At 54.7% G+C, this 12483-nt stretch carries 10 protein-coding genes and 1 pseudogene; 4 read left to right on the forward strand and 7 right to left on the reverse strand.

Annotation, left to right across the window (positions count from 1 at the left end; all coding sequences use genetic code 11):
* Window positions 1-39 precede the first annotated feature (39 nt).
* A complete protein-coding gene (locus CAMM_RS03660) occupies window positions 40-1272 on the forward strand; it encodes a M20 family metallo-hydrolase (RefSeq protein ID WP_003849482.1) in 1233 nt (410 codons plus the stop codon).
* On the opposite strand, the gene CAMM_RS03665 is transcribed toward CAMM_RS03660, so the two are convergent.
* Window positions 1269-2657 (reverse strand): PucR family transcriptional regulator, encoded by a 1389-nt coding sequence (locus CAMM_RS03665; protein ID WP_232051030.1) that lies wholly within the window; start codon window positions 2655-2657, stop codon window positions 1269-1271. The two genes, CAMM_RS03660 and CAMM_RS03665, sit on opposite strands and share 4 nt — an antisense overlap.
* A 175-nt stretch (window positions 2658-2832) precedes the next feature.
* On the opposite strand from CAMM_RS03665, the gene gabT reads away from it, so the two are divergent.
* On the forward strand, window positions 2833-4146 hold the full coding sequence (gene gabT / locus CAMM_RS03670) for a 4-aminobutyrate--2-oxoglutarate transaminase (protein WP_003849478.1): 1314 nt from the start codon (window positions 2833-2835) through the stop codon (window positions 4144-4146).
* Window positions 4147-4195: 49 nt separating this feature from the next.
* A pseudogene (locus tag CAMM_RS03675) lies at window positions 4196-5481 on the forward strand (aromatic amino acid transport family protein).
* A gap of 21 nt (window positions 5482-5502) precedes the next feature.
* On the opposite strand, the gene CAMM_RS03680 reads toward CAMM_RS03675, so the two are convergent.
* Genes CAMM_RS03680 through CAMM_RS13060 form a run of 4 tightly spaced genes read right to left on the reverse strand, consistent with a single transcriptional unit; the run spans window position 5503 to window position 8712 of the window.
* Window positions 5503-7098, reverse strand: coding sequence for a thiamine pyrophosphate-binding protein (locus tag CAMM_RS03680; protein ID WP_050759904.1), 1596 nt, complete (start codon window positions 7096-7098; stop codon window positions 5503-5505).
* Window positions 7099-7106: 8 nt separating this feature from the next.
* Window positions 7107-8108: an agmatinase gene (speB, locus tag CAMM_RS03685; protein WP_003849470.1), complete on the reverse strand. Its 1002-nt coding sequence runs from the start codon at window positions 8106-8108 to the stop codon at window positions 7107-7109.
* Between the two features lie 34 nt (window positions 8109-8142).
* The gene (locus CAMM_RS13055; RefSeq protein WP_249024782.1) at window positions 8143-8472 is read right to left on the reverse strand and encodes a cupin domain-containing protein; all 330 of its coding nucleotides are present in this window, start codon (window positions 8470-8472) and stop codon (window positions 8143-8145) included.
* A 54-nt stretch (window positions 8473-8526) separates the two neighbouring features.
* The gene (locus tag CAMM_RS13060) at window positions 8527-8712 is read right to left on the reverse strand and encodes a helix-turn-helix domain-containing protein (protein WP_003849468.1); all 186 of its coding nucleotides are present in this window, start codon (window positions 8710-8712) and stop codon (window positions 8527-8529) included.
* Between the two features lie 169 nt (window positions 8713-8881).
* Between CAMM_RS13060 and CAMM_RS03695 the strand changes: the two genes are divergently transcribed.
* Entirely contained in the window at window positions 8882-10462 is a 1581-nt protein-coding gene (locus CAMM_RS03695; RefSeq protein ID WP_003849467.1) for a sodium:solute symporter family protein, read from the forward strand.
* Here CAMM_RS03695 and CAMM_RS03700 read toward each other — a convergent pair.
* Complete coding sequence (locus CAMM_RS03700; protein ID WP_003849466.1) at window positions 10459-11592, reverse strand: pyridoxal phosphate-dependent aminotransferase; 1134 nt, start codon at window positions 11590-11592, stop codon at window positions 10459-10461. The genes CAMM_RS03695 and CAMM_RS03700 overlap by 4 nt on opposite strands.
* Window positions 11593-11613: 21 nt before the next feature.
* Complete coding sequence (locus CAMM_RS03705; protein ID WP_003849465.1) at window positions 11614-12480, reverse strand: glutamate ABC transporter substrate-binding protein; 867 nt, start codon at window positions 12478-12480, stop codon at window positions 11614-11616.
* Window positions 12481-12483 lie beyond the last annotated feature (3 nt).

A 12483-nucleotide genomic window follows, 5' to 3' on the forward strand; every position in this document is an offset into this window, starting at 1 on the left:
GATACAGGTAGAAGCAGATAAGTAGCGAAAGGAAAAATAATGAGCACAGATTGGAACCAACGATTCCTCGCACACTTTGATGCGATGAGTGAAAACGGTGCAACCGAGGGCGGTGGTGTAGAACGTCAGGCTGCTAGCGAGGGTGACATAGCGAACCGCAAATGGTTTGAGGCCTTACTGCAGGAGCTTGGCGCAAAAGTTTCTTACGATGAAATCGGTAATCAGTATGGTGTATTCGAATTTGACCCTGAATTACCGTTTGTCGGTTTAGGATCTCACCTGGATTCACAACCGTTAGCTGGTCGATACGACGGCGCTTATGGTGTACTTGCTGGAGCCCATGCTGCAGCACGAGTCGTAGAACGAATTAAGCAAACCGGGGAGACTCCAACAAGAAATATTGCAGTTATCAACTGGTTCAATGAAGAAGGTTCGCGTTTTGCCCCTTCGATGATGGGTAGCTCCGTATTTACTGAAAAGTTGTCTCTTGAGACTGCTCTGAACACCACCGATTTATCAGGAACTACTGTCAGTGAAGCAATAGGCCGTGCTAATTGGCAACCAGTGCAGGCTTCTCCCGTAATTTCGGAATATGCTGAAATTCACGTTGAACAGGGGAAAGAGCTAGAACATGCGGGCAATCAGATTGGATTAGTAACTGCCACGTGGGGTGCGCGTAAATTCCAATTAACTGTGAAAGGCGAGCAAGGCCATACCGGGTCCACCTTGATGTCTGACCGCAAGGATGCGCTATTTGGCGCTTCTTTAGTTATTGCATCCGTACGCAGGTTTACCGATCAATTCGAACCGGGACAGCTGCAGGCTTCAGTCTCGCAGCTGACTCTTGAGCCAAATTCGCCGGTTACTATTGCCCGCGAAGTGATATTCAACGTTGATTTACGATCACCAGAGTCAAGCGTATTGCGCAGTGCGCAGGACGAATTGCAGTCCATTATTGAATCAGCAGAATCAGAATCTAAGACTGAAATACAATGCGATCAAACTCATCATTGGGATCTGAACCCGTATCCGCGAGACGGCGTTGAACTTAGCAGAGAAGTTGTGGAAAAGCTCGGAATTTCTTACCAAGAAATTTTCACCGTGGCAGGTCATGACTCCACGAACATGAAAGATTTCGTTCCCACTGTTATGTTATTCGTCCCGAGTAAGGATGGAATCTCGCACAACGAAGCGGAGTATACGAAGCCGGAAGATTGTCTCGCTGGTGTGGAAGTATTCACTGAAGTCGCAGGTAGATTGATTTTCTCTTAGTCCGATCCAGAGGCGGACTCTTGAACTACCGCGAAAAGAAGTTCTGCAAAAACTGTAGGTTCAGAAAGATCGATTTCGCACACTTTCTCAATGTGCGCCACACGGTTTCGCACCGTGTGGCGGTGCACATTTAATGCCTCGGCTGTTTGATTAAGTTGCCCGCCTTTACGCAGATACACGGTAAGGGTTCTGGCTAAATCGCTATTGCTCTCGGCATCAATGGTGCGAAGAACATTGATTGTTTCGCGCCGCCGGCTCGCCAAAGCTTTCCGCACAGCCGATGCATTAAGCCACGGCATGTTCTGACTGTGAGGAGACAAGTATTCACCCAACGGTAAGGGGCGAGCACGATCTAAGAGTTCTTGGACGTGGTCAAATGCAAGCTCCGTCGAAGCAATTCGCTTGCCGATGGCCACGCGGAGCACACGCATTGAGTTCCCGAACATGGCAACAATGTCCTTGGTATCCGCATCCCCACTGAATAAGGCAACAAAGCTGTGCTTATCGAATTGCGCTGTGTAGAGAAATTGCCCGTGCGTTTCTAGTTGCGCATCTAAGGCATTATGCGCACGTTCTAAACTTCGTGAATCTTCCGCGAGCGCTATGACCGGGCGAGTAAAGCCATCCTTGTCGCGCGGGAAATCCAATGTTGCAGGAAGCGTCTGGGAGGGGGAGGTGGCGTCGGGAAGCCCCAGTGTAAGACGCAAGGCAAAGGAATTGAGTTCATTGCGCGCTTGTCGAAGTTCCACCGGGCGGGCTAACAACATATCCGCAAGGCCGGCGCAGTGCCGGATTAGGGAGCGGTCTTCAGCACTAAATGGATGTTCCGATTCGGCTTTGAGGGTATGCGAACGCTCGCCGTGCGTGGTCATGTCATAGGAGGTGAAAAATTTATGTCCCAGCGGTGGGGAAGTTTCCATCACCACCTCTCCGCGCTCGTTGACTATGCGTAGTTCACCGTCAAGGAGATAGGCCGTTTCATGCAGTAAGTCCGTAAGGCTTCCCCTGGTTGCGGTATGCGTCAGCGTTTCCTGGGCATCCAAAAGACGACGCTGTGCGATGTCATTGCGGCGGTTTAGTTCTTGGTGGACTGCAGAAACGATCGAAATAAAAGCGATGGGGCGCGGAACTTCGAAAAGGCCGATCCCTAGCTCGTGTGCGGCATCGATAACGCTTTGGGGCACGGTTGGAAATATCAGACCTGTGCCGATACCTACCGCGACTGCCCCGGCTTCGGCGAGGTGCGTCAGGTACTTGGCCAGCTCATCTTCACGGTCTTTAAAGGCAATGGCAATGGTCAGGACAACGGAATCCTGCTTAATAAACTCCGTCGCATCTTCTAATTCATTGGTTTGGACGCCCGAAAAAGTGGCGGAGGAAGGCATACAGATAGGTCTAATTTCCAACGCGCTTTGGTTAAATAACCACTCAAATTCGAGCATTTTCTGCTATCCGTTCTGTATATCTACAGATTTTCTCTTCGCCATTATGTACATGGTGTGGAGCACAGCTTAGCGCCATACTGAGAAGGAACACAAAGTGAATCTCGAAGGAGGAGACATGAAGGACTTCGATTACCATCTGCCGCAAGAACGTCGCGTCGTTACTGATGGTTTTGGGGAAAAGAGCGCGGCTCTCAACTCGCGCCGGGAGGCCGCAGTTGCTCGTGCATTAACCCCAGGTCTGCCTGGATATGTCGTTGCCGCGGACGGGGGAGTCTTAGTTGATGCAGACGATAACTCCTACATCGATTTCGCGTCCGGAATCGCCGTCACCTCTGTGGGTGCGTCGAATAAGCGAGTAACCGACGCTATCGCCAAGGCAGCAGCGGAGTTTACGCACTCGTGCTTTATGGTCTCTCCTTACCAGTCGTACGTGGAGGTGTGCGAAAAGCTCAACCAACTGACTCCCGGTGACCATGACAAGAAGTCTGTGCTTTTAAACTCCGGCGCTGAAGCAGTGGAAAATGCGGTGAAGATTGCTCGCAAGTACACCGGCAAGAATGCCGTGGCGGTCTTTGATCACGGCTACCATGGCCGGACCAATTTGACGATGTCAATGACTGCTAAGAACAAGCCGTACAAGACTGGCTTTGGCAGCCTTGCCGCTGACGTGCACCGAGTGCCAATGTCTTACCCCGCTCGTGACGGACTTAAGGGTGAGGAAGCCGCAGCTCGTGCGATCAAGGTTTTGGACCAGCAGGTAGGCGCAGAAAACTTGGCTTGTGTTGTTATTGAGCCAGTGCAAGGCGAAGGCGGATTCATCGTCCCAGCCCAGGGGTTCCTTCCCGCAATTGCGCAGTGGTGCCGCGACAGCGATGTCGTGTTTATCGCGGATGAAATTCAATCCGGCTTTGGACGCACCGGCCAATGGTTTGCCTCCGAGGATGAGCAAGTTGTCCCCGATATTGTCACCACCGCGAAGGGCATTGCTGCAGGTATGCCACTGTCAGGAGTAACTGGCCGCGCTGAGATTATGGACAGCCCCATCCCAGGCTCGCTTGGCGGCACTTATGGCGGCAATCCTGTCGCGTGTGCAGCGGCACTCGCTGCGATTGAAGAGTTCGAAGTCCACGACCTTCCAGGCCGCGCGCGGGAGATCGAGGCAATCATTCGTGAGTACCTGGAGCCATTGACCGAATCTGAGGCAGTGGTCGATGTGCGCGGACGCGGCGCGATGATGGCCATTGAACTTATCAATGGTGAGGTCACTGCAGAGATCGCTGCGGCCTGTAAGAAGCAGGGCCTGCTCATTTTGACCTGTGGTATCGACGGCAATGTGGTTCGTCTGTTGCCAGCATTGACCATTCCTGAGCACTTGTTGCGCGAGGGGCTGGACATCCTCACTACCGAAATAAACACCGCGTTGAGCTAACACCAGGTGATTTGGACCCAGTACTTTCCCGGCTATCGATACAACAATCGTGATAGCCGGGAATAGTCATATACACCGGCAGGAAAGAATTTTGAATAGCAATAATCTAAAGGTTGACGATTCTGTCAATCCCTCGAAAGAAACTAAGGGCGAAAGCCAAAGCCGTATTACGCCGTGGCAAGGTGTGGCACTGATCTTCGGTACCAATATCGGTGCCGGCATTTTGAGCCTTCCTTATGCAGGGCGCAACGGCGGGTTCCTCGCACTGTTTTTAGCGCTGCTTATCGCAGGTATTTTGACCACGCTATCCATGATGTATGTGGCCGAAGTGTCGCTGCGTACCCAAAAGCCCCTTCAGCTGTCCGGTCTGGCCGAACAATACTTGGGACACTGGGGACGCGGCTGGTATTCGCCGCTATTGCGATCAACGGCACAGGCGCGCTGATTGGTTATGCCGCTGGTTCCGGTGAACTGCTGGACAACATTTTGGGCATACCGCCGACTATCGGCACGCTTATATTCTTCGCGCTGGGCACCTTCATTATGTACAAGGGCCTGGAAGCAACCGGTGTGGCAGAGGCAGTTATCACCATTGCGATGGCAGCAATCGTGGCCATCTTGGTGCTGTGGACGTTCATCGGCCCAGGCATTGAATTCGGTAACCTGTGGATTTTGCGCCCATACTTCATCATCCCGATCATGAACTTGGCCGTGTTCACCTTCATGGCGCAGTACGTGGTGCCGGAGCTAGCCCGCGGTATGCGCGATAAGCACCCCGACAAAATTGTGCCAACCATTATCGGCGGCATGGTCGCCACAGGTATCACCCTGGCAGCTGTTCCTTTCGCAGCGCTTGGCCTATTAGGAACCGACGTATCGGAAGTCGTCACCGTCTCTTGGGGCGAGGAGCTCGGTCCGATCGCATACTATCTGGCTAATATCTTCGCGCTTTTTGCCATGATGACATCGTTCCTGGCCATCGGCTATACCACCATGCGTAATGTCTTGGATATCTTCCACTGGCCACAACATGGCTGGCAGCGCGGTGCTGCGGTGGCTATGACTGTTGGCTTGCCACTGGTAATTACGTTTGCGGGCTTTGGCGGATTCGTTTCTGCATTGAGCTACGCCGGCGGCATCGCGGGTGTCGTCATGTCCATTATCCCGGTGATGTTGCTGCACGCATCACGGAAACACGGTGACCGCAATCCAGAATGGTCGCTGGGCTGGCCGGCAAACCCCGTCCTGCAGGCAACCATCATCATTGTCTATGGTCTTGCATTCCTCTATTCCATCGGCAGCATCTTAGGACTCGTCCCAGCAGGGTGGGAGTAAATCGCGACAAGGAGTTCGGCTCTAGCTCGGCTCCCACATCTTGAAACGGGTTTCCAACACCACGACGTTGGGTCCAGACTCTGCAGAGAGTGCATCGCTGAGCACTACCTGCAGATTCTCTGGCGTGGCCGTGGTTGCCGGCACTTTGAAGGACTCCGCGAGTTTCACAAAATCCGGGCGGGCTAACTCGGTGGCCGTGGCGGTGCCGAAGGCATCGTTCATGTATTCGCGCAAGATTCCGTATCCGCCGTCATCGATAATCAGCCAGGTCACGGGCACATTATGCTGCACCGCGGCCGCTAGTTCCGAGGTGGAATACAGCGCGGAACCATCGCCGGATACCGCAAAGGTGCGTGTGCCCACGCCCAGCGCACCGCCGTAGGCTGCGGGAAAGCCGTAGCCTAATCCGCCCGCGCCTTGGGCTGAGTGGAAACCGCCGTCTTTTCCGTCCCACGTATTCCACGCCCAGTACGCAGCAATGGTCATATCCCAAAAGGTGGGCATCTCATCCGGGACCGCCTGGCGAATAGCGTCCATGACGTGCTGTTCATGTTCTAAGCCTGCAGCGTCCATGCGCTCGGCAACCTTGGCATTGACGGTGGCGGCAGTCGTCGCGCCGCCATGCGACGCTGGCTCCACAGCCGGTAATAATTGTGCGAGGAAGGTGGAAATATCCGCACGAATCCCAAGGCCAGGATGGTTGGAGGCTAAGACTTTGGCTTCCGCATCTACTTGAATAATGGTGCCTTGTGGCTGCAAGGTGTAGTAATTGGAGGTCACTTCACCGAGAGAACTTCCCAAGACCAATAGCGTATGGGCATTGGCTAATAGGTCGGTAACGTGGCGGTTTTCAATAAAATGCACGGCCAGCGGGTGGTTTCGCGGAATCGCGGTATTGCCGCCGACAGTGCACACCACCGGGGCATCAATCTTTTCCGCCAGCTCGGCTAGAAGTTTTCCGGCACCGGATCGTCGCACGCCACCGCCGGCCACGATGACAGTCGATTGGGCATTGATCAGCTCCGCAGCTTGGGCTACCAGGGCAGGAGCAGCTTCCGGTTGGTCCACGGCCATCGCCGGAATACCAGTGGGAAAGTCTTGGGCTTCTAAGAGGATATCCTGGGGAATCTCTACCCAGACGGGGCCTTGAGGTGCGGTCATCGCTAAGCGATAAGCATCATCAAGCGTGCTCGGGATTGCCGCCGCACGCTGCACCGTTGCCTGGTATTTGGTGACATTGCGCACGGATTCTTTCTGCTCATCCAACTGATGCAACATACCTTTGCGCCGCGCACCCAGGCCCGCGCGGGGAATTTGCGAGGAAATCACAATCATCGGCACGCCCGTGGCATATGATTCCTGCAAACCAGCTAGTGAGGTCAGCGCGCCGGGCCCGGTGGACAGGAAAAGTGCGGCAGGCTTGCCAGTGGCGCGGGTATAGCCATCGGCAGCAAAAGCCGCATTATTTTCCACGCGGCTGGAATAAAAGTGCAGGGGGCTGCGCGAGAGGGCATCGAAAAGCCCCAGCGCATGTTGGCCAGGAATGCCAAAAACATCCGTAATACCTAGCGCTTGCAGGGTTTCAACGACCACATCACCGCCATTGCGCGTACTCATCATTCTCCTTATTTGCCGCTCGCCGCGTTGGCACGCAGGTCCGCCATGAGCGTAATCAGGTCATAAGCCACGTGCGATGCCGCGATACCGGTTATTTCCGCATGGTCGTAGGCAGGGGAGACTTCCACAAGATCCGCGCCGACAATATTTAATCCACGCAGGCCACGAATGATTTCTAGCAGCTCACGAGAAGTCAGCCCACCAGCTTCCGGCGTACCCGTGCCGGGAGCATGCGCAGGGTCGAGGACGTCGATGTCCACAGAAATATACAGCGGTCGTTTGCCAACACGGTCTCGCAGCTTGTCGATGATTTCATCCACACCCTGCCGAAATACGTCCGAGGAAGTGACAATGCCAAATCCAAAGCGGCGGTCATCTTCTAAATCCTTCTTGCCATACAGCGGACCGCGAGTACCGACGTGGCAGATGCCTTCGGTATCTAAGATGCCTTCTTCCACAGCGCGACGAAACGGAGTGCCGTGGGTGTAGTCCGCGCCGAAGTAGGTATCCCAGGTATCGAGATGCGCATCGAAATGCAGCAAAGCAACCGGGTCTTTCGCCCGTGCCGACGCCGCACGCAGCAGCGGCAGTGCGATGGTGTGATCGCCGCCGATAGTCATCAAGGACGATCCATCCTCGGTCAGATCCAAAGCATCTTGTTCAATGGCCTCGATAGCTTCATTGATATTGAAAGGGTTGATGGCCATATCGCCGGCATCAACCACCTGCGTTTGCGCGAACGGGGAGGTATCCGTCGCCGGATTATAAGGACGCAAAAGACGCGACGACTGCCGCACATGATTGGACCCAAAACGCGCGCCGGGGCGGTACGACACTCCGGAGTCAAAGGGCACGCCCACGACCTTAATATCAGCGGAGCGGTCTTCAGTTTCAATATCGCGCAATCGCGGCAAAAGCGCATAGGTGGATTCGCCGCTATAGCGCGGGACCAGAGCAGAGTTCACGGGGCCGACGTGGCCGCCTTCTTCAACACGGGGAGTCTCTAGCATGGGACGAGGAGTCCTTTCTTCGAGGTAGTGGTGGTTATGACACTCCAGTGAGAACCCATAACACTTCGGCCTTTTCGCCTGTGGGGTTGCGCCAAGTGTGTGGTTCTGCGCCGGGAAATGTCAGAGTGTCTCCAGCTGCGAGAGTGAATTCTTCTGCAGAAGTCCGCACCACAAAGCTGCCCGTTATGACATGTACGGACTCCGTAGTGCAGTTCATCGTGTAAGGCTCTTCTTCGCCATGTCCATGGCCATCGACTGTCATGTGGATGATCTGGATATCGCGCTGCGTGGGTGGCGTAATTAGCCTTTCGACGATTCCTGCGCCACCGAGATCGACGCGAGGGGCGCTTGCGAACTCCACCACGGACACTTCCGGAGCATCGAGAAGCTGGCCCGGATTGATGCCGAGTACTTGGCATCAAGTGACCAGAGATTGAACGGAAGGGCTGGTGAGGTCGCGTTCCACGCGAGAGATGAATCCTTTGGAAAATCCTGTGCGCTCGGCAACTTGCTCCAGCGTAAAGTGTCGCCGTTCGCGCAGTGCGCGCAAGCGGCGCCCCAAGGCGATATCGCTGGGAACCGGTTGAATAGGAAGAGTCTTCATCCTTTTACCTTAATGAGCATTTGGATCTTTTGAGCGGAGACTGTTGCCTAATGGGCAACTAATGTTTAGCATAGGGTCATCTACTGTGATTCGCAATACATTGGCCAGAAAGGGCAATGTAGATAACGCGAAATCAAAATTGTTCCCGAGATACGGATGAGGACCCCTTATGGACTGGCCAAACATTGCGGTTTTACTTCTCTACCTAGTCGGCATGCTTGCCTTCGGAGTATGGGGATCGCGGCGAATCACAAATACCGGTGACTACCTGGTTGCCGGAAGAAACCTGGGAGGTGTGCTTTATACCGGCACCATGGTGGCGGTTGTTTTAGGTGGTGCCTCTGCGGTCGGCGGAATTGGATTGGGCTATACCTATGGCATTTCCGGGTTTTGGCTGGTTACCGCCATTGGCGTCGGCGTTTTAATTTTGAGCCTAGCCTTCGCACCTGCATTGCAACGGTTGCGCATTTTCACGGTGTCGCAGATGTTGACGTTGCGCTACGGTGTTGAATCCACCCAGGCATCATCGCTGATCATGCTGGCGTATACCTTGATGTTGGCCGCGACCTCCTCTGGCGCGTATGCCTCGGTCTTTGTGGTGCTCTTTGGATGGGAACGTTGGGTTTCCATCCTCGTTGGTGGCGCGGTCGTTCTGGTCTATGCCACGGTCGGCGGCATGTGGTCGATTACCTTGGCGGACATGGCGCAGTTTATTGTCATGACCGTTGGCTTCTTCGTGTTGATGCTGCCAATTTCTCTCTCCCGCGCTGGCGGCTGGTCTGGACTGCACGACCGCTTGGATTCCGAATTTTTCGATATCGGTGGCATGGGACTGCAATCGATCATCACTTATTTTGTCATTTACACTCTCGGTCTTCTCATCGGCCAAGACATCTGGCAACGCGTATTTACCGCGAAAACCCCTGGTGTTGCCCGGTGGGGCGGTACCGCAGCTGGCATCTACTGCATCATCTTCGGTGTAGCTGGGGCGATCATCGGCATGGCCGCTGCGATCTTGTTGCCTGGTATTGAAGTACGCGATGATGTCTTTGCATCTGTTGCGCTCGAGGTACTTCCCGCAGGTATCGGCGGCATTGCGCTGGCAGCCGGGGTAGCAGCCATGATGTCTACTGCTTCGGGCGGATTGATCGCCGCAGCTACCGTGCTCCAAGCAGATGTTATTCCACTGTTGAAAGGAATGTCTGAAAAGCGCGGACCACGCAAGCTCAGCCCGATGGAGGTTGTGAAAGTAGCGGATGCTTCTGCGGCACGTGCAGAACAGGCTGAAGAAGATGTCAATATCAACCGCCGGTGGGTTCTAATCTTCGGTGTGCTCGTCTTATTTATTGCCATGGCTGTTCCCGATGTAGTTGCAGCACTGACCATCGCTTATGACATTTTGGTAGGTGGACTGCTGGTAGCCATCATCGGTGGTTTGGTCTGGAAGCGTGGCACGGGCGCTGGTGCTACGTGGGCGATGGTAACCGGGAGTTTGGGCACGCTGGTCACCATGGGTATTTTGGAACTTTTGGCAGAGAACCGGTTCGACGGTGTCTTCGCTAATGAACCGATCTACGTGGGATTAGCACTCTCCGCGGTGACCTATATTGGAGTGTCCCTGGCCACCAAGCCTACTGACCCAGAGGTACTCGCAGCGTGGCTCAAGCGCACTAAAGAAGGCGCGCCTTCCTTGGAACAAGTCGAGGAAGACGCGCGCGATATTGAAATGGAATTCGCCGAGGAAATCTAGCTTTCAGCAAAGTAGTCGCGGATGATGCCAATGCCGCGTTGGATGTCATCTTGCGAGGCGGCGAAAGACAGACGGATGTGGCCTTCAGCATCTGGGCCGTATTCGGCGCCGGCGCGAACAAGGACTCCGCGATCGGCTAAGTCGGCTGCTACCTGGGAGGAGTCTTGTCCAGTGTCATAAGCAAAGAAGGCGTAGAAGGCTCCTTCGGGCTGTACTAAATGGATGTGGGGGACATCGTTAAGCAAGTGCACCACGAGATCGCGACGCCGCCGGTATTCTCCCAACATTGGGGCAAAGGTCGTTTCCGGCAACTGGATGGCAGCCAAGGCCGCAAGTTGTGCGGGCTCGGAGACGGAACCATTAAAGGTGCGGTGAAATTGCGCAATCGCCGCGATTAGCTCCTGGTCACCGGCAACATAGCCCACGCGGAAGCCCGTCATGCAGTACTTTTTGGAAAAAGTCTGCACGTACAACGTGCGTTGCTGCAATCCCGCTACTTCCAGCGCGGAGGTAAAAGCAGCTTCGGTATAGGTCAGGGCAGCGTAGGCTTCGTCGGAGACCACGATGGTGTCCGTGCCTTCGAGCAACTGCGCAAGCTGTTCTAGTTCCTCGCGTGTGTGCACGATGCCATTGGGATTCGACGGGTTGGAAAAGACCACCATCTTCGCGCCCTGGAGCGCGACAGCGAGCTTGTCGAAATCAAAGTGCAGGTCTGATCCCATCGGCACAAATTCCACAGTGCCGCCGGCTAAGACCACTTGGTCGGCATACAAAGAATAGGCCGGCTGGGGGATAACTACCTTGTCACCAGGTTCAATCAGCGCGAAGAATATCGCGCCCAACCCACCCGTTGCGCCGTGGGTGACCACCACATTATTGCGGTCCCACGATGCGGGGCGAGCGGGAAGTGCCTGCAGGAGGGCATCGCGAAGCTCTGCTATGCCATGCTGATCGGTGTAGTTGACCCGGCCTTGCTCAACGGCCTGCACGCTAGCGTCGATGACTTCCTGCGGCGGGGAGAAATCTGGTTCCCCCAGCGCCAAGGACACCGCCCCGGGTGGAACCACTCCTAAAGGCGGGCGAAGAGAGGCGGCACGTTGGGCAAGGATGCGGTGAGCGATGGGGGACATGCAATTCCTTAAATCGGGAGGTTATTGGATTTCAGAGAGATCGCCAGGGGTTGCTTCTTCGATGGAGTCCAAGTCTCCGAAGTATTCGTTTAATATCTCGTCGAGCTGGCCGGAGTCCTGCATCTCCGTCAGGACATTGTTGACGGCTTCAACCCCGGCGGTATCTCCTTTTTGCAGGCCGATTCCGTACCACTCATTAGAAAAGTGAGAACCATCAGACTTGGTCATATCCAGGACTTCAAATTCGCCGTCGTACTGTCCAGCAAAGCCCGCCAGAATCGGCGCATCGGAGGTCATGGCATCCACGTTGCCTTGGGATAAGGCTTCGATACAGCTAGAGGTTGTGTCATATTCCTGCAACTGAACCGCAGGAATCTCTTCCTTAATCCGCTGGGCCGGCTTGGAACCGGCACTGGAACATAAAATCTTGCCGTCTAAATCATCTAAGGACTCAATCGCGGAGTCATCACTGCGCACCAAAAGCGCCTGGTGGGTCAACAGGACAGGGCCTGCGAAGTCGACTTCTTCCATGCGGTCGGGGGTAATGGAGTAACCGCCTTGAATGAGGCTGACTTCGCCATTGCGCAATAAGGTCTCGCGCTGGGCGGCAGGAGTTTCCCGATATTCAATATTCGGTGGAGTCCACCCATTTTCTGCCGCGATGGTTTCCACAACGTGGTTGGCAATTTCGACTTCAGCGCCGGTAAAGCTTCCGTCGCCTTCGCGCAGGCCGATGCCCGGCTGGTCGAATTTCACGCCAATGGTGATATTGCCTGATTCGATGGTATCTAAAAGCCCTTGTTCTCCAGAGGAAGTAGAACACGCTGATAGCGATAGCCCGAGAATGACCATCCCGGTGGCCAGGGTGCGAGGCGTGGACATGATCATCTC

The sequence above is a fragment of the Corynebacterium ammoniagenes DSM 20306 genome (genome assembly GCF_001941425.1).
GTDB lineage: Bacteria > Actinomycetota > Actinomycetes > Mycobacteriales > Mycobacteriaceae > Corynebacterium > Corynebacterium ammoniagenes.

What these genes read in the sequence shown, in the direction of transcription:
- CAMM_RS03705 (WP_003849465.1), bottom strand. Translation starts at nt 12,480, where the DNA reads ATGATCATGTCCACGCCTCGCACCCTGGCCACCGGGATGGTCATTCTC.
- CAMM_RS03695 (WP_003849467.1), top strand. Translation starts at nt 8,882, where the DNA reads ATGGACTGGCCAAACATTGCGGTTTTACTTCTCTACCTAGTCGGCATG.
- CAMM_RS03665 (WP_232051030.1), bottom strand. Translation starts at nt 2,657, where the DNA reads ATGCCTTCCTCCGCCACTTTTTCGGGCGTCCAAACCAATGAATTAGAA.
- CAMM_RS03680 (WP_050759904.1), bottom strand. Translation starts at nt 7,098, where the DNA reads ATGAGTACGCGCAATGGCGGTGATGTGGTCGTTGAAACCCTGCAAGCG.
- CAMM_RS03700 (WP_003849466.1), bottom strand. Translation starts at nt 11,592, where the DNA reads ATGTCCCCCATCGCTCACCGCATCCTTGCCCAACGTGCCGCCTCTCTT.
- speB (WP_003849470.1), bottom strand. Translation starts at nt 8,108, where the DNA reads ATGCTAGAGACTCCCCGTGTTGAAGAAGGCGGCCACGTCGGCCCCGTG.
- gabT (WP_003849478.1), top strand. Translation starts at nt 2,833, where the DNA reads ATGAAGGACTTCGATTACCATCTGCCGCAAGAACGTCGCGTCGTTACT.
- CAMM_RS03660 (WP_003849482.1), top strand. Translation starts at nt 40, where the DNA reads ATGAGCACAGATTGGAACCAACGATTCCTCGCACACTTTGATGCGATG.
- CAMM_RS13060 (WP_003849468.1), bottom strand. Translation starts at nt 8,712, where the DNA reads ATGAAGACTCTTCCTATTCAACCGGTTCCCAGCGATATCGCCTTGGGG.